22 protein-coding genes are annotated in these 21565 nt (G+C 73.9%); 7 read left to right on the forward strand and 15 right to left on the reverse strand.

Annotated features, from left to right (window positions below; genetic code table 11):
- Nucleotides 1-10 precede the first annotated feature (10 nt).
- The gene (locus ACFYT9_RS06845) at nt 11-1180 is read right to left on the reverse strand and encodes a DUF6397 family protein (protein ID WP_389161405.1); all 1170 of its coding nucleotides are present in this window, start codon (nt 1178-1180) and stop codon (nt 11-13) included.
- Nucleotides 1181-1312: 132 nt separating this feature from the next.
- On the reverse strand, nt 1313-1717 hold the full coding sequence (locus ACFYT9_RS06850) for a roadblock/LC7 domain-containing protein (protein ID WP_387272295.1): 405 nt from the start codon (nt 1715-1717) through the stop codon (nt 1313-1315).
- A gap of 171 nt (nt 1718-1888) precedes the next feature.
- On the opposite strand from ACFYT9_RS06850, the gene ACFYT9_RS06855 reads away from it, so the two are divergent.
- Complete coding sequence (locus tag ACFYT9_RS06855; protein ID WP_387272297.1) at nt 1889-2314, forward strand: PPOX class F420-dependent oxidoreductase; 426 nt, start codon at nt 1889-1891, stop codon at nt 2312-2314.
- A gap of 227 nt (nt 2315-2541) precedes the next feature.
- Here the strand turns inward: ACFYT9_RS06855 and ACFYT9_RS06860 are convergent, their stop codons facing one another.
- The 5 genes from ACFYT9_RS06860 to ACFYT9_RS06880 form a co-directional block, all read right to left on the reverse strand.
- Entirely contained in the window at nt 2542-3156 is a 615-nt protein-coding gene (locus ACFYT9_RS06860) for an ATP/GTP-binding protein (protein ID WP_376604936.1), read from the reverse strand.
- On the reverse strand, nt 3137-3577 hold the full coding sequence (locus ACFYT9_RS06865) for a DUF742 domain-containing protein (RefSeq protein ID WP_389161407.1): 441 nt from the start codon (nt 3575-3577) through the stop codon (nt 3137-3139). The genes ACFYT9_RS06860 and ACFYT9_RS06865 overlap by 20 nt, the downstream gene beginning before the upstream one ends.
- 12 nt (nt 3578-3589) lie before the next feature.
- Nucleotides 3590-4024, reverse strand: a complete 435-nt coding sequence (locus tag ACFYT9_RS06870; protein WP_376604940.1) for a roadblock/LC7 domain-containing protein — start codon at nt 4022-4024, stop codon at nt 3590-3592.
- Nucleotides 4021-7128, reverse strand: coding sequence for a nitrate- and nitrite sensing domain-containing protein (locus ACFYT9_RS06875; protein WP_389161409.1), 3108 nt, complete (start codon nt 7126-7128; stop codon nt 4021-4023). Before ACFYT9_RS06875 ends, ACFYT9_RS06870 begins: the two co-directional genes overlap by 4 nt.
- A 154-nt stretch (nt 7129-7282) precedes the next feature.
- A complete protein-coding gene (locus tag ACFYT9_RS06880) occupies nt 7283-8119 on the reverse strand; it encodes an MHYT domain-containing protein (protein ID WP_376603217.1) in 837 nt (278 codons plus the stop codon).
- Between the two features lie 151 nt (nt 8120-8270).
- On the opposite strand from ACFYT9_RS06880, the gene ACFYT9_RS06885 reads away from it, so the two are divergent.
- On the forward strand, nt 8271-8879 hold the full coding sequence (locus ACFYT9_RS06885; protein WP_389161411.1) for a methyltransferase domain-containing protein: 609 nt from the start codon (nt 8271-8273) through the stop codon (nt 8877-8879).
- A gap of 240 nt (nt 8880-9119) precedes the next feature.
- Nucleotides 9120-9431, forward strand: coding sequence for a hypothetical protein (locus tag ACFYT9_RS06890; RefSeq protein ID WP_389161413.1), 312 nt, complete (start codon nt 9120-9122; stop codon nt 9429-9431).
- Between the two features lie 67 nt (nt 9432-9498).
- Here the strand turns inward: ACFYT9_RS06890 and ACFYT9_RS06895 are convergent, their stop codons facing one another.
- Nucleotides 9499-11052 (reverse strand): MFS transporter, encoded by a 1554-nt coding sequence (locus ACFYT9_RS06895; RefSeq protein ID WP_389161415.1) that lies wholly within the window; start codon nt 11050-11052, stop codon nt 9499-9501.
- A gap of 185 nt (nt 11053-11237) precedes the next feature.
- Between ACFYT9_RS06895 and ACFYT9_RS06900 the strand changes: the two genes are divergently transcribed.
- Together ACFYT9_RS06900 and ACFYT9_RS06905 are read left to right on the forward strand one after the other, a co-directional pair.
- Complete coding sequence (locus ACFYT9_RS06900; protein WP_387272309.1) at nt 11238-12302, forward strand: nitrous oxide reductase family maturation protein NosD; 1065 nt, start codon at nt 11238-11240, stop codon at nt 12300-12302.
- Between the two features lie 108 nt (nt 12303-12410).
- Nucleotides 12411-13460 carry a methyltransferase gene (locus ACFYT9_RS06905; protein ID WP_376603222.1) on the forward strand — a complete coding sequence of 350 codons (1050 nt, stop codon included), beginning with the start codon at nt 12411-12413 and terminating at the stop codon, nt 13458-13460.
- A gap of 92 nt (nt 13461-13552) precedes the next feature.
- Here ACFYT9_RS06905 and ACFYT9_RS06910 read toward each other — a convergent pair whose 3' ends face one another.
- The 7 genes from ACFYT9_RS06910 to ACFYT9_RS06940 all read right to left on the reverse strand — a co-directional run bounded on the left by ACFYT9_RS06910 (nt 13553) and on the right by ACFYT9_RS06940 (nt 18865).
- A complete protein-coding gene (locus ACFYT9_RS06910; RefSeq protein ID WP_387279989.1) occupies nt 13553-13885 on the reverse strand; it encodes a TcmI family type II polyketide cyclase in 333 nt (110 codons plus the stop codon).
- Between the two features lie 44 nt (nt 13886-13929).
- Complete coding sequence (locus tag ACFYT9_RS06915; RefSeq protein WP_389161418.1) at nt 13930-14409, reverse strand: SRPBCC family protein; 480 nt, start codon at nt 14407-14409, stop codon at nt 13930-13932.
- Nucleotide 14410: 1 nt separating this feature from the next.
- Nucleotides 14411-14671 carry an acyl carrier protein gene (locus tag ACFYT9_RS06920; protein ID WP_376602841.1) on the reverse strand — a complete coding sequence of 87 codons (261 nt, stop codon included), beginning with the start codon at nt 14669-14671 and terminating at the stop codon, nt 14411-14413.
- Between the two features lie 24 nt (nt 14672-14695).
- Nucleotides 14696-15943, reverse strand: coding sequence for a ketosynthase chain-length factor (locus ACFYT9_RS06925; protein WP_387279986.1), 1248 nt, complete (start codon nt 15941-15943; stop codon nt 14696-14698).
- Nucleotides 15940-17208: a beta-ketoacyl-[acyl-carrier-protein] synthase family protein gene (locus ACFYT9_RS06930; RefSeq protein WP_389161421.1), complete on the reverse strand. Its 1269-nt coding sequence runs from the start codon at nt 17206-17208 to the stop codon at nt 15940-15942. Before ACFYT9_RS06930 ends, ACFYT9_RS06925 begins: the two co-directional genes overlap by 4 nt.
- On the reverse strand, nt 17205-17675 hold the full coding sequence (locus ACFYT9_RS06935; protein WP_387279982.1) for a cupin domain-containing protein: 471 nt from the start codon (nt 17673-17675) through the stop codon (nt 17205-17207). The genes ACFYT9_RS06930 and ACFYT9_RS06935 overlap by 4 nt, the downstream gene beginning before the upstream one ends.
- A 74-nt stretch (nt 17676-17749) precedes the next feature.
- Nucleotides 17750-18865, reverse strand: a complete 1116-nt coding sequence (locus ACFYT9_RS06940; protein WP_389161423.1) for a SchA/CurD-like domain-containing protein — start codon at nt 18863-18865, stop codon at nt 17750-17752.
- Nucleotides 18866-19100: 235 nt separating this feature from the next.
- Between ACFYT9_RS06940 and ACFYT9_RS06945 the strand changes: the two genes are divergently transcribed.
- Together ACFYT9_RS06945 and ACFYT9_RS06950 are read left to right on the forward strand one after the other, a co-directional pair.
- Entirely contained in the window at nt 19101-20762 is a 1662-nt protein-coding gene (locus ACFYT9_RS06945) for an FAD-dependent oxidoreductase (RefSeq protein WP_389161425.1), read from the forward strand.
- A gap of 286 nt (nt 20763-21048) precedes the next feature.
- Nucleotides 21049-21558, forward strand: coding sequence for a sortase (locus ACFYT9_RS06950; RefSeq protein ID WP_389161427.1), 510 nt, complete (start codon nt 21049-21051; stop codon nt 21556-21558).
- The last annotated feature ends 7 nt before the right edge of the window (nt 21559-21565 follow it).

Below are 21565 nucleotides of genomic sequence, written 5' to 3' on the forward strand. Positions count from 1 at the left end.
AGGGCAGGCTCTACCCCCAGTCCCGCCGCTCGCCCCAGCCGGACCCGGCCCTCCGGCCCGGGAGCGAGCGCCGGATCCGCGTCAGCAGCCCGGGGCGCCCGGGGAGCGGGGCCCGGCCCGGTGGGCGGGGCGCCCCGCCACGCGGACGGGCCGCCGCCGCCGCACGCGACCTCCCAGGCTCCGACACCGGCCCCACCGGGATCGGCGGCTCCGTCACCGGCTCCACGGGCACCGGCGGCTCCGCCTTCGGTCGGACCCGGTCCCCCGGGTGCGGCGCCTGGCAGGCGGCGCGGGCCTCGTCCAGCGCCAGGACCAGGCTCATCCGGTGCCAGAGGATCTCGTCCGGGTCGTCGGCGCGGACGAGCCGGTCGGCGATCTCGCGGGAGGCGCCGGCGACCGGGAAGCCCGGCGGCGGGGCCGGTCGGAGCCGGTCGAGGTGGTTGCGCTCGTAGGGGTCGTCGACGACCTCCGCGAGCTGCACCGGGTCGAGCAGCGAGGCGATCGCCGCCGCCCGGACCCATGGATCGTCGGTGGCGCGCAGCAGCAACCCGAGGTTGCGGGAGCGCCAGTTCCTGGCCCGCAGGTCGTCGGCCGCGGCCCGCTCGCGCACCTCCACCGGCAGCCGGCCGGTGAGCAGGGCGGGGTGCGCGGCACCGAAGGCGGTGACCTCGGCCGCCACGTACAGCCAGATCACCGAACGGTAGCGGTTGAGGTAGAAGCGGACCGGGCTCAGGTGGCCCGTGCGGGCCAGCCTGGTGAACCGGTCATGGGTGATGGAGAGGAGGCCGGCGGCCTCTCCCGCCCCGATGGTCCTGACGCGCTCACGGAGGCCGTCGGGAAAGTCCGGGGCCGCCTTGAGCCGGTCGAGCTCGGCACGCTCGACCGGGCGCCGCTCGGGAGCCCGGTCCTTCCCGCTCCCCCGGTCCCGGGCCGGTGGTGCGCCCGGATCCGGGGCCGGGTGCGGCACCTGGAGCGGGACCGTCCTGATCAGCCCCATCCGCACGGCGAGCCGGAACTCTTCGCGCCTCAGCTCCAGCTCCTGCGCGGCCCGCGCCGGCGTCACCGTCCGCGCCGTCTCCTCCATCGGCCGCCCGGCCGCCGTCGTCCGATCCATCGCCGCCCGGTCCATCGCCGTCCGGTCCACCATCGCCTGGTTCACCGTCGTCTGATCCACCGTCATGGTGTCCGCCGCCTCCCCCACTCGTCCGCCCGGCCTGCCGACCGGCTCGGGTTCCGGCGAACCCGACACCACGAAGGTAACGCAGAGTGACGATCACGGCACCACCTGTGGACAACGGCCTGTGGACAACCGTCAGGAGGTGGGCCCGCCGGGCTGCCGCGCGGAGACGCCCAGGTGCTCGCCGACCCGGTTGACCAGGAGCGTCATCTCGTACGCGACCTGGCCGACGTCGGCCTCCGCGTCGCTCAGCACGCAGAGGCAGCTGCCGTCACCGGCCGCGGTGACGAACAACAGGGCCTCGTCGAACTCGACCATCGTCTGCCGGGCACGGCCGGCCCGGAAGTGCCGGCCGGAGCCACGCGCCAGGCTGTGCAGCCCGGAGGAGACGGCGGCGAGGTGCTCCGCGTCCTCCCGCGCGAGTTCGCTGCTCGCGCCGGTCACCAGACCGTCGTTCGACAGCACCAGGGCGTGGCGTATCGGCCCCACCCTGCGGGTCAGATCGTCCAGGAGCCAGTCGAGCCCCTTGTCCAGCGCCATGCGGTGGTCCTCCCCCTCGTCGGTGCGGTCGCGCCGGCCGGGCCCCGTGCCCGTGTACGCCGGTACGGACCGCGTGTCGCGGCAAGCCTTACGCACTGTCGTGGACAGGGCAAGCACCCCGGTCGGCCCGGGTGTGCCGCCGTCCGGCCGCCCGTACCGCACGATGGGGTCATGACGAGAATGACCGAGGACCAGTGGCGGGACTTCGTGTCCCGGGGAACCCGTACCGGCAAGCTCGCGACCGTCCGGGCGGACGGCAGCCCGCACGTCGTGCCGGTGTGGTTCGTGCTCGACGGCGACTCCTTCGTGTTCAACACCGGGAAGGAGACGGTGAAGGGCCGCAACCTCGCCCGGGACGGCCGGGTCTCGCTCTGCGTGGACGACGACGCCCCGCCGTTCTCGTACGTCACCCTGAGCGGCCGGGCCGAGCTGAGCGAGGACCCGCTGGAGCTGATCCACTGGGCGACCGTCATCGGCGGTCGCTACATGGGCGAGGACCGCGCGGCGGAGTTCGGCGCCCGCAACGGGGTGCCGGGAGAGCTCGTCGTCCGGGTGACGATCGAGAAGGTGGCCTCGGCGGGCGGGGTCTCCGACTGACGCCTCCGGCGGGCCGCTTCGGGCCGGCTGACCGCCCGCCAGCGGGTTCGGCCGATCGGCAGACCGCCCCGGCCGGTTCGGCCGACCGAGAGGACGCCCCGGCATGTCCGACCGAGAGGCCGCCCCGACAGGTGGGGCCGACCGGCATGGCTCGCCCCAGCCCGTCAGGCCGACCGGCGTGCCCGCCCCAGCGCGTATGGCCGACCGGCAGGCCGACGCCCGCGGGTTCAGCCGACCGTGTCGAGGAGCCGGGCGGTGTGCATGCGCCCGGCGTACTCGACGACCCGGATGAGGACCTCCTTGCCCGAGTCCCGGTCGCGCGCGTCGCAGAGGACCACGGGCGTGCCCTGGTCCAGGTCGAGGGCGCGGGACACGTCCTGCGCCCCGTAGGAGCGGGCGCCCTCGAAGCAGTTGACCGCGACCACGAACGGGATCTTCCGGTGCTCGAAGTAGTCGACCGCCGGGAAACAGTCCTCCAGGCGGCGCGTGTCGGCGAGGACGACGGCTCCCAGGGCGCCCTGGGAGAGCTCGTCCCACAGGAACCAGAAGCGGTCCTGTCCGGGGGTGCCGAAGAGGTAGAGGGACAGGCCCGCGCGGATCGTGATCCGGCCGAAGTCCATGGCCACGGTGGTGGTGGTCTTCCGGTCCACTCCCCCGGTGTCGTCGACGAGTTCACCGGCCCTGCTGAGCCGCTCCTCGGTGCGCAGCGGGCGGATCTCGCTGACGGCGCCGACCAGGGTGGTCTTGCCGACGCCGAAGCCGCCCGCGACGAGGATCTTCAGGGCGAGAGCGGTGTCGTCGCCGCCGTCCGCGCCGGTGCGGTCAGAGCGCTCGTAGGCCATCGATCACTTCTCTCAGGATGCGTTCGTCGGGGAGCTGGGCGGGCGGTACGGGCCGGCTGACGCGTACGAAGCCCGATTCGAGGAGGTCGCCGAGAAGGACCCTGACCACGCCCACGGGCAGGTCGGCGTCGGCGGCGAGTTCGGCCACGGACTGGGTCTCGGCCCGGCAGAGGGCGAGCAGGGCGCGGTGTTCGGGGCCGAGGACGGCCTCCTCGGCCGGGCCCGGCGGGTCGTCGTCGACGACGACGAGGGCGATGAGGTCGAACCGCACGTTGCTGGGGCCGGGTTTGGTGCGGCCGCCGGTCATCGCGTACGGCCGGACGAGCGGTCCGGCGTCGGCGTCGTACCACTGGCTGCCCGGCGCCGGCGGGCCGCCGCCGGTGGTGTCGGCCGCGGTGTCGCCGGTGCTGTCCATGGTCATGGGAGTCTCCGGTCAGCCGGCGGCCGGCGGGGTCACCGAGAGCCGGGGCGGGGTGTGCAGGTGCTCGCCGACGCGTTTCACGAGCCGTGCCATCTCGTAGGCGATGAGGCCGATGTCGGCGCTGACGGAGCTGAGGACGGCCAGGCAGGAACCGTCGCCCGCGGCGGCGACGAAGAGGAAGCCGTCGTCCATCTCGACCATGGTCTGGCGGACGCCGCCGGTGTGGAACTGGCGTCCGGCGCCCTTGGCGAGGCTGTGGAAGCCGGAGGCGATGGCGGCGAGGTGCTCGGCGTCCTCGCGGCTGAGTCCGCTGGAGGCGCCGACCGGGAGGCCGTCGCCGGAGAGCACCACGGTGTGCCGGACCTCGCGGACCCGGGTCACCAGTTCGTCGAGGAGCCAGTCGAGTTCGCCGGAGCGGTGGTGGGAGATCCTCTCGTGGTCGATCATGCGTCGTCTCCTTCGGATCGGGGGTCCTGGGGCGGGTTGGCGCGGGCGCCGAAGTAGGGGCCGAGGTCGGTACGCGCGCGTGCGTCGCTCCGCGGGTCGTACGGGGCCTCTCCCGGGGTGCCGGGGGCGGTGTCGCGTGGCGTGGGCGGGGGGCCGGCGTCGACGTACGGACGGGAGAGGCGGCCCGGTGCGGTTCCGGCCGTCGTCACGGACGCCTCGGGGGCGCCGCCGCCGAGGGGGCGTCGGGTGCCCGGCGCGGGGCCGCCGCCGCGCTGCCAGCCGTCGCGGTAGGCGGCCATCCGGTCGCGTACCTCCTCGGGGGTCCGCTCCGGCGCGCCGGGGGACGCGGGGGCGGGCGCGGGGACCGGCGCGGGCACCTCCCGCAACTGCGGCACGAGGCTCGCCTGCCGGATGCGGCGGGGCAGTCCCGCGTCGCCGTCGGCTTCTCCGGCCCCCTGGTCGCGACGGGCCGACGACGGCTCGTGCTGTTGCGGCGGTACGGCGTGGGCGCGCGGGCGGAGGGTCGTCACGCCCGCCGGTACGGGGTCGGGTCGGGCGGGTTCGGGGCGCGGGGCGAGCGCCGGGACAGCCGTCGGGCGCGGCCGGGCCGGCGGCCGGTCGGGCTGCGGGGGTGGGGGCGTGGGCGTGGGCGTGGCGGAGGTGCTCGGCGCCCCCGGGGTGCCCGCGGGGGGCTTGGGAGCGCCGCCGGAGGTCGGGGGGGTGCGGGGGCCGGCCGGAGGGGTGGTGAAGCGGCGGGCCTCGGCGCGGTGGGCCTCCGCTCGTTCACGGGCGGCCCGGTCCTCGCCCCGCTCGGCGGTGTCCGTGGGCGCGGCGGTCTCCTCGGCCGCGTGGTCGACGGGGGCGGGGCCGGTCGGGTGGGTGCCCTGGAGGAGCTCGGTGGGCAGCAGGACGACGGCGGTGGTGCCGCCGTACGGGGAGGGCCGCAGGTGCACCTTGATCGCGTGCCGCGAGGAGAGCCGGCTGACGACGAAGAGACCGAGCCGGTCGCTGTCGAAGAGGTCGAGGGCCTCCGACTGGGCGATGCGGGCGTTGGCCTCCGTGAGGCTGTCCTTGCCCATGCCGAGCCCGCGGTCCTCGATCTCCAGCGCGTAGCCGTTGCCGACGGGTTCGCCGCTGACCCGGACCTTCGTGTGGGGCGGGGAGAACTGTGCCGCGTTCTCGATGAGCTCGGCGAGGAGGTGCGTGAGGTCGGCGACGGCTCCGCCCGCCACGGCGGTCTCGGGGAGCCCGCGCACCTCCACGCGCGCGTAGTCCTCGATCTCGGAGACGGCGGCGCGGACGACGTTGGTGAGGAGGACCGGCATGCGCCAGGCGCGGCCGGGGGCGGCGCCGGAGAGGATGATCAGGCTCTCGGCGTGGCGGCGCATCCGGGTGGTCAGGTGGTCGAGGCGGAAGAGGTCGCCGAGTTCGGCCGGGTCGTCGGCGCGCCGCTCCATGCTGTCCAGGAGGTTGAGCTGGCGGTGGACGAGGACCTGGCTGCGGCGGGCGAGGTTGACGAAGACCCCGGAGATGCCGCTGGCCAGCTCGGCGCGCTCGACGGCCGCGGAGAGGGCGGCCCGGTGGACGGTGGTGAGGGCCTCTCCGACCTGTCCGATCTCGTCCTGGGGCGGGGGCCCCGGCGGGGCCTCGGCCTGGACGTCGATCTCCTCCCCGGCACGCAGCCGGTCCATGGCGGCGGGGAGTTTGCGGCGGGCGATGCCGAGGGCGGTGTTGCGGAGGCTGACGAGTTCGATGACGAGCCCGCGGCCGATCCGTACCGAGATGACGAGGGAGGCGGCGACGGCGGCGAGGCCGAGGACGACGGCGGCGCCGGCGGGGGTGAGGATCCCGCCCGCGAAGGCGCCGGTGTCGTCGGCAGCGGCGGCGCGCGCCTCGGTGTCGACGGCGGCCAGTCCGGTGCGTACGGCGGCGAGGGCGGGGTCCCAGTCGGCGGAGGGCGCGGCCTGGGCGGCGGGGCGGCCGTCGGCGGCGTCGGCGACGCGGTCCTCGGCGGTGGTGAGCCGCGCGTGGTCGGGGTCGCCGGTGAGCCGGGTCCAGGCGGCGCGGCCGGCCGCGGGCAGGTCGGCGGCGGCCGAGGCGAGCAGCGTGCGGCGGGTCTCGGCGGCGCCGGTGAAGGCGCGTTGGTGGGCGGCGGTCAGCCGGCCGGTGAGGTGGGCGGAGCCGAGGAGGACGTCCTCGCGGGCGAGCATCTCATCGGCGCGGGCGAGTTCGAGGAGCACGCGCGCGTGGGAGCCCTGTCCGGTGTCCTGGATGCCGCTGAGGGCTCCGCCGACGGCGAAGCCCGCCGAGACGGCGGTGGTGTACGCGGCGTACACGCGGTCCCAGTCGCCCTCGCCCTCGGCGGCGCCCGCGCGAAGCCGGGTGATGCCCTGGGACTCGCGGACGAAGGCGCCGACGCGCCGGGCGACGTCGGCGGGCAGGTCGCCGGAGTCGGCGACGGTGTGGCCGTCGCCAAGGCGGAGCCGGGCGACGGCCTCGTCGGTGCGGCGGATCCGGTCCTTGAGCTCGGCGGCGCGCCCGGCGCCCGGGGCCGCGATCTGCCGGAGGGCGGCCCGGCGTTCCTCCTGGAGGGCGGCGACGGCGGCGGAGACGGGCTGCCGGATGTCGGCGTCGACGCGCTGGAGCTGGCGGATCCGTGCCATGTCCTGGGCGGTGGTGACGGTGGCGAAGCCCCAGAGCGCGAGGAGGGAGACGACCGGGACCATGAGGAGCGAGACGATCTTGGCGCGCACGGTGCGGGGCCGCAGCCCTCGCCCCGGGGCCCGTTCGGCGGGGGCGTGCGCCGGACGGTCCACGGCACCGCCCTCCGCGACGCCACTCCCTGTTCTGTCCGCTCCGCCGTCCGCTCGGCCATCAGCCATGCCGTCCGCCACGCGGGCTGCCCTGCCGTCCGCCACACGGTCCGCCCTGCCGACCGCATGGTCGTCCGCCGGGGCGTCGGCGCCGGGCAGGGTGCCCGGCCCCGGGTCGGCGGTCCGTGGTTCCGGTTCGTCGGCGGGCGGCCCGGCGTGCGCGCGCCGCCCGCGTGCGGTCGCCGGCGGCGCGGGCGCCGCGGCGTCCTGGTTCTTGCGGGGAGTTCGCATGGGCTCCTCGTTCCGGCTGAGGGGGCAGATCGGGGCTGGAAGGGGACGGGAGGAGGGGGACGGGAGGAGGGGGACGGGGGGACGGGCAGGAGCACGAGGGAAGGGGGCGGGGCGGGGAAAGGCGCGGGACGGCGGGAGGGGGCGGGGGCGGCGGTCAGGGGGTCGGCGTGCGGACGGCGTTCCTGGCGGCGCGGAAGCCGGGCGGGGCCACGTCGACGGCGCGCTCGTCCGGTTCGGTGAGGCTTTCGGCCGAGGCGTACGCGGCGCGCTCCCTGGCCGTCGGGGAGAGGGCCACGAAGGCGGAGGTGATGAAGAGGTAGGAGCCGAGGCCGACGGCGAGCGGGAAGATGAACTGCATGACCGTGGCGCCGGGGAGGTCCGCGGCGGAGGGGACGACCTCCACCCCGACGGCGAGCATGCCCGTGTAGTGCATGCTGCTGACGGCCGCTCCCATGACGAGGGAGGCGAGCGCGACCGCGAGCGGCGCGTGGATGTTGAGGGCCGCCCACAGGGCCGCGGTGGCGGCGACCACCGCGATGAGGACCGAGAGGGCGACGAGCAGCGGGTCGTAGTGGACGGTGCCGTGGAGCCGGAGGGCGGCCATGCCCATGTAGTGCATGCTCGCCACGCCGATCCCGGTCGTCAGCCCTCCGATCAGGAGTGATCGAATACGGTCGCGCCCGTAGCCGACGGCGAAGACCCCGACGCCCACGACGCCCATCGCGATGACGAGGCTGAGGATGGTGAGCGGTACGTCGTAGCGGATGTCGGTGCCGGTGACGCCGAAGCCGAGCATGGCCACGAAGTGCATGGTCCAGATGCCCGTGCCGATCGCGGAGGCGGCGGTGAGCAGCCAGTTCCGTCGTGAGCGGCCGGTCGCGTCGAGCGCGCGGACGGTGCAGCGCAGCCCGAGGGCGGCGCCTATGCAGGCCATCGCGTACGACAGCACAGGTGTCAGCCAGCCGAAGGTGGCGTGGTCCAGGTGTCCCATGACTCGGGGACGCTAGTGCGCACAGGGGGGCGCACCGGGGGCGCATTTCGAAAGCTGTTGGAATATGACGGAGAGAAGTACCGGTTCGACCGGACGGCGTTCGAACGTGCACACAGAACGTTCACACGCGGGGGTGGGCGATCATGGGCTCATGAGCGATGACCCCACAGATGTCCGAGCGTTCTTCGCCACCCGCGCGGCCGGCTGGGACAGCCGTTTCCCCGACGACGGCCCCGCCTACGCCGCCGCCGTCGCCGAACTGGGCCTCCGCCCCGGCGACGCGGTGCTCGACGCGGGCTGCGGCACGGGCAGGGCGCTGCCCCCGCTGCGTACCGCCGTCGGGCCTTCGGGGACCGTGATCGGCGCGGACCTCACCCCGGAGATGCTCGCGGAGGCGGTACGGGCCGGACGCGGAGGCGGTACGGGCGCCGGGGCCCTGCTCCTCACCGACGTCGGCAGGCTGCCGCTCCGGAACGGCGGCCTCGACGCGGTCTTCGGTGGCGGCCTCGTCTCCCACCTGGCCGATCCGGTCACCGACCTGCGCGAACTCGCCCGAGTGGTGCGGCCCGGGGGCCGTCTCGCGCTCTTCCACCCGATCGGGCGCGCCGCGCTCGCCGCCCGGCACGGACGGCGGATCACCCCGGACGACCTCCGCGCCGAGCCCCGGCTGCGCGCCGTCCTCGCCGAGGCCGGCTGGCGGCTCGTGTCGTACGTGGACGAGGACGCCCGCTTCCTCGCCCTGGCGGTACGGGAGGACTGAGGCAGGCGTCGGCGGAGCGCGCGACGGGAGGACTGAGGCAGGCGCCGGCGGAGCGCGCGACGGGAAAGGCCCCGCCTCGCGGGACGCGCCGGACTCCCTCGTCGGGTGCGCGTTCCCGCCGGCCGACGGGCGCAACCCCCAACGCCCCCTTCTGTCCCGGCACTTCACTGTCTACCGTGGAAACACCGGGCAACCGGGCCCGGGGAAAGGCGGTCGGCCGTGGCACGGATAGCGCAACGCTTGCGCAAGCTCCTCCCCTCCGCCCGACGCGCGTCCGGGGACGGAGCCGCCCCGCCGGCCCGCGCCGGACGACAGGGTCACAACCTGTTCGAGGCGGCCGCGGTCTATGTCGCCGCCTGCGCCGAGGACGACCAGGACCGCATCGACGAGGCCGCCACCTGGGTCTCCCCCGGCCAGCTCACCTTCGGCGTCAACGAGCTCGCCTGCCGTGCCGTCCTCACCCTCGCCCGGGAACGCAACCAGACCCCCGAGACCGTGGCCCGCTCCCTGCTCGGGGTGAAGGACCGCCAAGGCGTTCCCGGGGACGGCTGAGGCACGTCGAAGGCAGCGGAGGCACGTCGAAGGAATGCGGAGGCACGCCCCGGGGCCGGCTCACGCGTCAGAGGGCGGCGTCCGCACGCGGCTCCCCGTCGCGGGGGCTCGGGTCCGCCCCGGGCCGGCCGTGCTCGAAGCCGCCCGCGGGGACGCGTACCGTCGCGACCACGAGCAGCGAGGCGACCGCGCCCAGCGCCGCCGATACGAGGAGCACGGCGTTCAGGCCGGACGCGAACGCCTCGCGGACCAGCTCCGTCATGGCGGCGCGGTCGCCCTCCGGCAGCCCGGCGACGATCGGCCCGGCCTGTCCTCCGCTCAGCGCGGCGGCCGTCCCGTGCGGGTCCGGGATCCCTCCGTCGGTCGCGAGCACGCCCTCGACCCGCGACTGGAAGATCAGGCCGAACACCGCGACCCCCAGGGCGAAGCCCAGCTGGCGGAAGGTGTTGACCGCACCGCCCACCATGCCGCCGCGCTCCGGGGGCACCGTGGCCAGCGCCGCCGCCGCGAGGCTCGGCGTGACGAGCCCGACCCCCACCCCGGCGACGACGAGTCCGGCCACGAGACTCGTCCCGGAGGACCCCGCGTCGAGGCCGGCCTGCATGCCGGAGCCCAGCGCGATGAGCGCGAGCCCGCCCCCGATGGACACCCGGGGCGGCCAGGGACCGAAGCGGCCCGCGAGCGCCGAGGCGGCGAACGCGGAAGCGCACATCGGCAGGATGAAGAGACCCGCCTCGACCGGCTCGTACCCCAGGACCGACTGCATCCAGAGCGACTCGTAGAGCAGATGGGCGAAGGCCGCGCCCTGCAGGAACAGGGCGCTGACCATGATGCCGGTGAACGAGGGGCTGCGGAACAGCGACAGGTCGAGGACGGGCTCCTCGTGCCCCCTCTCCACCAGGACGAAGAGGGCGAGGGCGACGCCCGCCGCCGCGAACAGACCGAGGGTGAGCGGAGCCGACCAGCCGTCGGAGTGGGCTCGGATCAACCCGAAGGTGAGGGAACCGCTCGCCACCGTGAACGTCACCACGCCGAGGACGTCCGCCCGCTGCCCGCCCCGCGGCCGGCCCTTGGCCTCGCCCACGAAGCGCCAGGTCGTCACGGTGGCGATCAGACAGAGCGGCAGGTTGACGAAGAAGATCCACCGCCAGTCCAGGTACTGGGTGAGCAGCCCGCCGACCATCGGCCCGGCCGCCGCCGCGACGGAGTTCGTCGCTCCCCACACCGCGAAGGCGATGCCCCGCTCCCGGCCGCGGTAGTGCGAGCCGAGCAGGGCGATCGTCGTACCGAACATGCCGGCGGCGCCCATTCCCTGCACCGCCCTGGCACCGATCAGCACACCCGCGTCCGGGGCGAGGCCGCAGACCGCCGACGCCGCGGTGAAGACGGCCAGTCCGGTGAGGTACACCTTTCTGCGGCCGATCCGGTCGGCGCGGGACCCGACACCGAGCAGCAGGGACGCCAGGGCCAGCGCGTAGACGTCGACGACCCACTCCACGTCGGAGAGGTCGGTGCGGAGGTCCGCCGCCATGGCGGGCAGCGCCACGATCACGATCGTGACGTCGAGCAGCAGCATGAAGGTGCCGAGGCAGATCGCCGTCAGAGGCCACCAGCGACGCATCCGAACCCCTCTCACCTTCCGCGCCGGGGTGACGCCCCCCGGCGGGGCCATGATCCACGCCGGAGGCACGTTCTCCCCCGGTGGCCGCGCGCCACGCCGGGCGCGTGGATCGCAGGGAGGTATGCCTAGGTCCGCCTGGACGATCAGCGGTGGCGGGGCCGATGACCCGCTCATAGCTTCGCCGTATGACGAAACGGCAGATCGCCTACCTGGCATGCACCGTGACCCTCGTGGTCTCGGGAATGGGAGCCGCCGCCCCGGTGGCCGACCATCGGACGGTGCACCGGGTCAAGCCCGGCGAATCGATCCAGAAAGCGGTGGACGCGGCGAAGCCCGGGGACACGGTCGTGCTCTCCCCGGGCACCTACCGCGAGAGCGTCCGCATCACCACCTCGAACCTGACCCTGCGCGGCTCGAACGTCCTCCCCACCGTCCTCACGCCCAACAAGGCCGCCGCGGACGAGACCTGCGCAGGTGCCGGCCACGGCATCTGCGTGACCGGCACCGCCGACCGCCCCGTGGAGGGCGTCACCGTGCGCTCGCTTCAGCTGCGGGGCTTCGCCAGGAACGGCCTGTGGGCCTCGCGGACCGACCGGCTGAGGATCCAGCGCGTCACCGCCGAGGAGAACGGCAACTGGGGCATCGCCCTGGAGCGCTCCGTGCGCAGCGTCCTCAAGCACAACGTCGCCCGGGACAACGCCGACGCCGGACTGTTCGTCTCGAACACCACCGACACCGAGTCGGGTGCCGTCGACGCCGAGGGGACGGTCATCAGCCACAACCGCGTGTCCGGGAACCGCATCGGCCTCACGGTGCGGCGCCTGCGCAACCTGACCGTCGAGCGCAACGAGGCGACCGGCAACTGCGCCGCCGTGTTCGTGGTGGGCGACGAGTCCACCCCGCGCGCCGGGGCGATGACCCTGCGCCGGAACCACGTCCACGCCAACAACAAGCACTGCCCGAAGACGCCCCGGCTGCCCTTCCTCCAGGGCTCGGGCATCGTCCTGACCGGCGCCGAGGAGACGCTGGTCACGGAGAACAGGATCGTGGACAACGTCGGCACCTCGCCGCTGTCGGGCGGCATCGTGCTCTTCAAGAGCTTCGTGGGCGCCCTCAACGAACGCAACGAGATCCGCGACAACGTCGTCCTGCGCAACGGCTCGGCCGACCTCGCCAACCGGGACACCGGTCAGGGCAACACGTTCCGCGGCAACACCTGCGAGGTCTCGGAGCCCGCGGGCATGTGCTGACGGTCCCTCCCCCACCCTCCGCATCCCCACCCCTCCCTCCCCATCCCCCCTCACCCCCATCCCCCCTCACCCCCATCCCCTCGCACCTCACCGACGAGAAGGTGACAGATGACGACTGTCGATCCCGTGCCCCCCACCGTCGATCCCGCCCCTCCGCCGCCCATGCGGCTGCGGGAGCTCGTGTTCGGGGCGGCCTGTGCCGCCGCCGTCCGCGCCGCCGTCCGCCTCGGCGTGGCGGACGCCCTGGGCGACACGCCCACGACTGTGGAGGACCTGGCCGCCGCGGCCCGGACCGAGCCGCGGACGCTGCGCCGCCTGCTCCGCGCGCTGTCCTGCCAGGGCGTCTTCGCGGAGAACGCCGACGGCACGTTCTCGCACACGGAGATGTCCCGGCTGCTGCGCGAGGACGACCCGCACAGCCTGCGGTACATCGCCCTGTGGTGCACGGAGCCGTGGACCTGGAACGTGTGGCCGAAGCTCGACGAGGCGGTGCGCTCCGGCCGTGACGTCTTCGAGGACGTGTACGAGGAGCAGTTCTTCACGTACCTCAACGAGCAGGCGCCCGAGTCGGCGTACGTGTTCAACCGCGCCATGACCACGTCGAGCCGACAGTCCGCCCAGGACGTCGCCGACCTCCTCGACCTGAGCGGTGCCACCTCCGTCGCGGACATCGGAGGCGGTCAGGGGCACGTCCTGGCGAGCCTCCTGGAGCGCCACCCCGCTCTGGAGGGCACGCTCCTCGACCTGCCCGGGGTCGTCGAGAACGCCGACCCGCGCCTGCGGGACGGCGGCGCGCTCGCCTCCCGGGTCCGGGTCGTCGCGGGCGACTGCCGCGAGGACATCCCGGTCCGGGCCGACGTGTACGTCATCAAGAACATCCTGGAGTGGGACGACGAGAGCACCCGCAGGACGCTCGCCAACGTCCGCGCGGCGGCGCGCCCCGGTGCCCGGGTCGTCGTGATCGAGAACCTCGTGGACGACACGCCCTCGATGAAGTTCACGACGGCGATGGACCTCCTGCTGCTCCTCAACGTCGGCGGCGCCAAGCACACCCGGCAGAGCATGGTCGACCGGCTGACGGACGCCGGCCTCGTCATCGGCGAGATCCGCCCCGTCAACGCGTACCTGCACGCCTTCGAGTGCACCGTCCCCCTCTGAGCGGACGGACCGCCCAAACCCGAGGCCGCCCGCCCCGCTTCATGCGGGGCGGGCGGCCTCGGGTTTTCTCCCGCCGTGCGGCGGCTCGGAGGTCAGGACCCTCCGTCGCGCTCCCAGCGGTAGAAGCACTGCGCCATGGCGTCCTTCGGGCTCCGCCACGTCTCCGGGTCGTACGCGCTGACGTACGCCGACAGCTTCTCGCTGGCGTCCCGGAACTCCGGGTGGCCGGTCAGTCTCGCGATGGCGGGCCCGGGGTCCTGCTCCGACTCGATGAGGTGCAGGTACACGTCGCCGAACTGGAACAGGCGGCGGCGGGTGACGCCGACCAGGTGCGGGAGCTCACCGCGGTCGGAGGCGGCGAACACGTCAGCGATGGCGGGAGCGGAGTCCGGTGCCATACGGGCGACGATCAGGGCGTGGTGCATCGAGCGTCCTTCCTGGAGATGCGGGGTGCGGAGACCGGGTCCGGTCAGCCGGGCAGGACCGGGGCGCTCCGGCGTTCACGGGCGACCTGCTCGATGCGGTCCCGGATGAGGGCCATCTGGGTGCGGGAGTTGCGGTTGATGTTGTCGGTCATCCAGGCGTCGTCGACCGGGGCGTCGGGCTTCATGGCGAAGTCCTGCACCCACCGCATCCGGACGCCGGCCGCCGTGTCCTCGTACTCCCAGCGGATGTTCATGTGGTCGAACGGGCCGGTCTCGACGCGGTGGGCGCGGACGGTCCGTGCGACGCGGTCCACGGTGCGCTCCGACACCCAGCTCCAGACCTTCCCGTTCTCGTCCGGGTGCATGGTCAGGCGGAAGGTGGTGGAGTCGCCCTCGCGGGAGAGCACCTCCAGCGCGGCGTACTCGCTGAAGAGGGTGGGCCAGTTCTCGATGTCGTTGGTGATGTCCCAGACGAGGTCGAGCGGTGCCTCGATGGTGATGCTGTTGTCGGTGCGACCGGACACGTCAGGCCCCCTTCTGGAGCGAGCCGTTGACCAGGTCGAGGAAGTCGGCCGGCGACTTGCTGCGCTCGGCGTCGGTGGGCAGGGCCACCCCGTACCGGTTCTCCAGCTCGCCGACGATGCCCAGCAGGCCGAGCGAGTCGACGCCGAGGGTGCTGAAGGGCGCGTCCGGTGCCTTCTCCAGGTCGCGCGGGTCGACGGTGACCCCGGCCGCCTGCTTCATCAGCGCGGCGAGTTCGTCGAAGGTCAGTGCCGTGGTGATCATCTGTGCTCTCCTTCCCGCCCGGTCCTACCGGGCGGAGTCGTCACCGCGGCGCACGACCAGCGCCGCGTTGGATCCCATGAGTCCCCGGCTGAGGACCAGGGCCGTGCGCAGCTCGGCGGGGCGAGCGCGGGACATCACCAGATCGAGGTCGTGGCAGATGTCGAACACGTAGGGGGTGGGGGGCACCACGCCGTGCTCCATCGCGAGCACCGCGGAGGCGGTGTCCAGGACGGGCGCCCCGCAGTAGGCGCGGCCGATGCCCGTCTTGGGCGCCGTGACGGGCACGCGGGCGGCGTGCGCCCCGAGGGCGTCGGCGATCGCCAGCGCCTCGGCGCGGTCCGCCTCGGGCACGCCCATGGCGTCGGCGAAGACGACGTCGATCTCCTCGGGGGCGCACCCCGCCTCGTCCAGGGCGACGCGGATGGCGCGGGCGAGTCCCTCCCGGGACTCCCGCCACCGCGACGCGCCGGTGAACGTGGCGCCGTGGCCGGCGACGAAGGCGCGGACGGCCGCCCCCCGGTCGCGGGCGCGCGCCTCGTCCTCCACGACGAGCATCGCGCCGCCCTCGGCGGGGACGAAGCCGCAGGCCGCCTCGGTGAAGGGGCGGTAGGCGCGGTCGGGGTCCTCGACGGTGCTGAGCTCCGCGTATCCGAGCTGGCACACCACCGAGTACGGGGCGAGGGGGGCCTCCGCCGCCCCGACGAGCACCGCGCCGGTACCGCGCCGTACGGCCCGGGCCGCGTGGGCGATGCCGTCGAGGCCGCCCGCCTCGTCGCTGGCGACGACTCCGCACGGGCCCTTGAAGCCGCTGCGGATGGAGATCTGGCCGGTGCTCGCGGCGTAGAACCAGGCGATGGACTGGTAGGGGCCGACGAACCTGGATCCCTGGCCCCACAGCTTCTGGAGCTCGCGCTGGCCGAACTCGCCGCCGCCGGAGCCGGCCGCCGTGACGACGCCGATGGAGAACGGGTCCTCCGGGGCGTCGCGGGGGATGCCGGCGTCGTCGAGGGCGAGCTGGGCGGCGGCCATCGCGTAGTGGCTGAAGCGGTCGGTCTGGACGAGGAAGCGCTCCTCGATCAGGTCGGACGCCTCGAAGCCGCGCACCTCTCCCGCGACCTTGAGCGGCAGGTCCTCGCACCCGTCCCGGGTGACGCGGTCCAGCACGCCGAGCCCTTCCCGTACGGACTTCCAGTACTCGTCGACGCACAGTCCGTCGGGGGCGATCACCCCTATGCCGGTGACTGCCACCCGCGCCGGTCGCTCGGTGCTCATCGTGTCCTCCCGGTCGACCCCGTGAGGAGGACCGCGGACTGGAAGCCGCCGAATCCGCTGCCCACTGAGAGCACGTTCCTGAGCTTCCGGGAGCGGGCGGTGCGCGGTACGTAGTCCAGGTCGCACTCGGGGTCGGGGGTCTCGTAGTTCGCCGTCGGAGGCACGACCTGGTGCTTGAGCGCCAGGACGCAGGCGGCCACCTCGATGGCGCCGATGGCGCCCAGCGAGTGCCCCACCATGGATTTGATGGAGCTCATGGGCGTGTCGTAGGCGTGCGCGCCCAGCGACCGCTTGACCGCCGCGGTCTCGTGCCGGTCGTTCTGCCGGGTGCCGGATCCGTGCGCGTTGACGTAGTCGACGAGCACGGGGTCGATCCGGGCCTGGTCGAGCGTGGAGTCGATCGCCCGGGACATCTCCACGCCCTCACCGGTCAGACCGGTCATGTGGTAGGCGTTGCCGAAGGTGGCGTAGCCGCCGATCTCGCAGTAGACGTGCGCGCCCCGGGCCCGGGCGTGCTCGTACTCCTCCAGGACGAGGACGGCCGCGCCCTCGCCCATGACGAAGCCCTTGCGGTTGTTGTCGAAGGGCCTGGAGGCGTGCTCCGGGTCGTCGTTGTCGGGCGACGTGGCCTTGATGGCGTCGAAGCAGGCCATGGTGATCGGGGAGATCGGCGAGTCCGACGCGCCGGCGATGCAGACGTCCGCGCGGCCCTCCTGGATGGTGTGGAAGGCGTAGCCGACGGCGTCGAGACCGGAGGTGCAGCCGGTGGAGACCGTCTGCACCGGGCCGCGGGCGCCGAACCGTTCCGCCACGAGGGAGGCGAGCGTGCTCGGCGAGAACGCCAGGTGCAGGCGGGGGTCGGCGGCCCGGTGGTCCACGTCCCACCGCTGTCCGCCCTCGCTGACCAGGACGTAGTCGTGTTCGAGCCGGGTGGTGCCACCGACGGCGCTGCCCAGGGAGACGGCGACGCGCCAGGGGTCCTCCGCGGCGGTGTCGAGCCCGGCGTCCTGGACGGCCTCGTCGGCGGCGACGGCGGCGAACTGGATGTACCGGTCGGCGTGGCGGCTCAGCTCCGGGCCCAGCCCGTGGGCCTCGGGGTCGAAGTCGCACTCGGCGGCGATGCGGGAGCGCAGACCGGCCGGATCGAAGAGGGTGATGCCCCTCGTCGCGGTACGGCCGGCGGTGAGGAGGTCCCAGAAGGCCTTCGCCCCGGTCCCGCCCGGAGCGACCACACCGATACCGGTGACGGCCACTCGCCGCGTCACTCGATGGCCCCGCTTCGCTCGGCCGTCCGCCCGGGGTCGTGGACGATCAGGTGGGGTCCCACCGGGGCCGGCGCGCCGTCCTCGGTGATCTCGGTGTCCACGTGGCCGAGACTCGGCCGGGGCGCGAGCGGGCCCAGGTGGAAGACCATCCGGGCCTCCTCGGTGCCCACGTTGCGGAAGCGGTGCCGCACGTCGATCGGGATGAGGAGCCCCTGCTCCGGCCGCAGTTCGTGGGTCTCGCCGTCCAGGTCCACCTCCAGCGCTCCGGAGACCACGTACACGAACTCCTCGGAGTACGGGTGGTAGTGCTCGCCGATGCGCTCGCCCGGCTGCACGATGGCCAGGCCCATGAAGCCGCTGGTGGACCCGACCGTGGCCGGCGTGAGCATGGCCCGCAGGTCGCCTCCCCGCCTGCGGTTGGGTTCGGTCTCGCTCAGGTTCACGATGCGCGGATGCTGCTTGAGCATGGTTGATACCTCCAGATGTGGCTGTGCCGTGCGAGGGAGCGGCCGACGGCCGTGGCGGAAGCCGCGACCGTCCGTCAGACGGTCGCCGAACGGTCGGTGACCGGCAGCATGTCGATGTGCGACAGGAGGCGGTTGACGTTGCGCTCCGTGTCCAGGGAGCCCTCGACGCCGATCGCGGGGCCGTCGAGCAGGCGCTCCAGTTCGGTGGCCTTCCCGGTGCCCTTCAGGCCGAGGGAGGCGAGGGCGTCGAGGTCGGGCTCGCCGACGACGTCGATCAGGCGCACCACGATGTCGTCGCGCTGGAAGACGGTGCTGCCGTACACGGGGTTGCCGGGGTCCCCGGCCGCTTCCCTGTCCTGGTGCGCGAGCAGCCGGGCCAGGTCCGTGCCGCGGCCTTCCTTGGCCGGGTAGTACAGCGCGTGCCGCCGCAGGCCGGCCGGGGCCGGCCGGTCCGCCACCACGTGCTGGACGGCGGGGAGGGCGGCCCGGGTGAAGAAGACGCGCGCGGAGTCCGGGTCGGACAGGTCCCGGTCCTGCTCCAGGTAGGGGTTGATGGCCTCCTCGACCGCGCGCACCTCGGGCTGGCGGGCGACGTGCCGCAGCGCCGCGAGCAGGTCGCCCTCGACCTCCACGGCCCGCACGACGCGGTTGCCGTGCATGAAGAGCGAGGTGCGGCGGAGCCGGGTGGTCTCGTCGACCTGCGCCGAGGGCGACTGGTACCCGGAGAGGATCTCGGCGACCTTCGACTCCGACCCCGGCTTGACGGTGAAGGTCAGGGCGTGGCGCGCCACTCCGTCGCCGACCCGCGCCTCCACCTGCGTGTCCGCGGCCACCGCCGGCTGCGGCCGGTCGGGGTTCGTCTCGCGCAGGACGCTGTAGCGCATCGACCGGGTGTCCCGGACGCAGCTGTGCATGGGCTTGACGGTCTCGACGTGCTCCTCGCTGTTCACCCACGCGAGGAACGGCGGCGCGCTCTCCCACTCGCTGGTGATGAGCCACTGCGAGGGGTTCTCGATGGACTGGCACAGCTGGTCGCTGATGTGGCCGGGCACGGAGGCGACCTGCCGGCGCATGAGTTCGTACGCGTCGAGGAACTGCTGCTGCGCTCCCTCGTACAGGTCGAGCAGGAGGATCACCCGCAGCCTGGAGCCGTCGAACACCGACTGTGAGATGCGTCCCGAGGGGGCCATCCGGCACACCTCTTTCTCTTCAGTGGGAGGGGGAGTGGGAACGATCCGCGTGTCCGACACGCCGGGATCGCCACGTGTCGATGGTTGACAGGAGCGCCGAGAGCGCGCGAGTCCCATGGAGCAGGCGAGTGAACCGCGTGCCATCCGGGTGCCCCGGCACGCGGGTACGCCTCGGAAGGACTTGAATCTGGATTCCATCCCCGACTCTCGTCGCGGGCGACGCAGGAGGCACACCATGAACCCACTCGAAGCGGCCGGTGAGGCGATCGGTCACCGGACACCCGTACTCATCGTCGGCGGCTCGCTCGTGGGCCTCTCCACCTCGCTGTTCCTGGGCCGTCTCGGAGTGCCGCACACCCTGGTGGAGCGCCACTCGGGGACGTCGATCCACCCGCGCGGCCGGGGCAACAACGTCCGCACCATGGAGGTCTTCCGGGGTGCCGGGGTCTCGGAGCCCATCCAGCGGGCCGCTTCGGTCCTCGCGCACAACAACGGCATCCTCCAGACGCCGAGCCTGGTGGGCGAGGAGGGCGAGTGGCTGTTCAAGGAGATCGACCCCGGCGGCGGGCTGGCCCGCTTCAGCCCCACCGGATGGTGCCTGTGCAGCCAGAACGACCTCGAACCGGTGCTGCTCGCACGTGCCGGGGAGCTCGGCGGCGACCTGCGGTACTCGACCGAGCTGATGTCCTTCGAGCAGGACGCCGACGGGGTGACCGCCCGGGTCAAGAGCCGTGAGACCGGCGAGCACACCACGATCCGCGCGGACTACCTCGTCGCGGCGGACGGTCCGCGCAGCCCGGTCCGCGAGCTGCTCGGCATCGGCCAGACCGGTCAGGGCGACCTGTTCCACAACGTGAGCATCACCTTCACCTCGCGCGCGCTCGCGGGCGTCGTCGGGGACCGGCGCTTCATCGTCGGCTACCTCACGAACCCGGACGCCGAGGGCGCCCTCCTGCCGATCGACAACCGGGAGCGCTGGGTCTTCCACGCCCCCTGGCACCCCGAACAGGGCGAGACGCTGGAGGAGTTCACGGACGAGCGGTGCAGGGACCACATCCGGCGGGCCGTGGGCGTCCCCGACCTCGACGTGGAGATCACCGGCCGGGCGCCGTGGCACGCGGCCGAGCGGATCGCCGAACGGTACGCGGACGGCCGGGTGTTCCTCGCCGGCGACTCCGCCCACGAGATGCCGCCCACCGGGGCGTTCGGCTCCAACACCGGGATCCAGGACGCGCACAACCTCGCCTGGAAGCTCGCCGCCGTCCTGAACGGCTGGGCGGGACCGGGGCTGCTCGCCTCCTACGACGCGGAGCGGCGGCCGGTGGCCGTGGTGACGAGCGCGCGGGCCGCGGCGCGGTCGGTGGAGCACAGCCACCCGGGGTACGCCCCCGCGACCGGATTCGGCGGCCCCAGGGGCGGCAAGGGCGGGATCCTCAACGAGGTGCTCGGCTACCGCTATCCGCAGGGCGCCGTCCTGGGCGCCGACCCCGCGGTGCCGGTGGTCTCCGACGGGCTGCGGCTGACGGGCGAGCCCGGCAGCCGGGCGCCGCACCTGTGGCTGGACCGTGCCGGTGACCGGGTCTCCACCCTCGACCTGTACGAGCGGTCGCTGGTCCTGCTGAGCTCCGAGGACGGCGCCGGCGGCTGGCACGCGGCGGCGGCGCGCGTCGGCGGGAAGCTCTCGGTGCCGATCGACGCGTACCGGATCGGCGGCGGACCCGACGCCGAGCTCTCGCCCGCGAGCGACACGGACTGGGCGGAGGCCCACGGCGTCACCGTGGACGGCGCGGTGCTGGTCCGTCCGGACGGCTTCGTCGCCTGGCGCTCCGCGGGTGCCTCGGCGGATCCCGAGGCCACCTTGCGGGAGGCCGTCACGGCGGTCCTGAGCCTGGGCTGACCCCTCCGCCGCGACGCGCACCCCTCCAGGGGCGGGAACCACGCCGGTTCCCGCCCCTCGCCCGTTCGCGCGCAGACTCCCCCGCGTTCTCACGATCCACCGGGACATCCGTGACCTGCGGTGATGACCGAAGCGGCGGACGATCAAGCGCCCGAACGCGCGACATCGCGGGCGAACCTCCCGTTGCGGTGGTCACGGGGCGGGGTTCTTCTCGTGCTCGGAGCACAGCACAGGTGCCGCGCTGCCCAGCCGGCCGGGAAGGCTCCGCCGAACGAGAGAAGGAAGCATGCGTCTCGCACGTACGGGTGCCCAGCTCGCCCTGGTCCTGTCCGCCCTCGCCCTGTCCGCCCCCCACGCCTCCGCGGCACCCTCGGGTGACGTGCGGGTCAACCCGGGGCTCGCGGCCCCCGGCACCACCGTCACCGTCACCACCACCGCCTGCGGCGCCGAGACCTACGGAAAGGGCGAATCGGTGGTGGCCGGCCCGTTCCACCTCTTCGCCGGAGAGCGGCCCGGTGTCCTCGTGGGCACGTTCACGCTGCCGAGGGACGCCGCGGCCGGCACGGACACCCTGACCCTCAAGTGCCCGCCCCGCATCAAGCAGACCGTCACCTACCGGATCTCCGCCACGCCGAACGGCGCCGTGGAGGCGGGCTTCGGATGGGCGGCCGGCCCCGACGCGGGCACCGACGAGGCCACCGGCGTCACGTACGGCCTCGCCGCGCTCGGCGTCGCCGCCGCGGGTCTCCTGGTCGTCCGCCGCCGCCGGGTCGTCGCCGCCCGGAGCACCGTCTGATCCCACC

Origin of the sequence: Streptomyces sp. NPDC004435 (genome assembly GCF_042873895.1) — a bacterium.
In the GTDB taxonomy this organism is placed as follows: Bacteria; Actinomycetota; Actinomycetes; order Streptomycetales; family Streptomycetaceae; genus Streptomyces.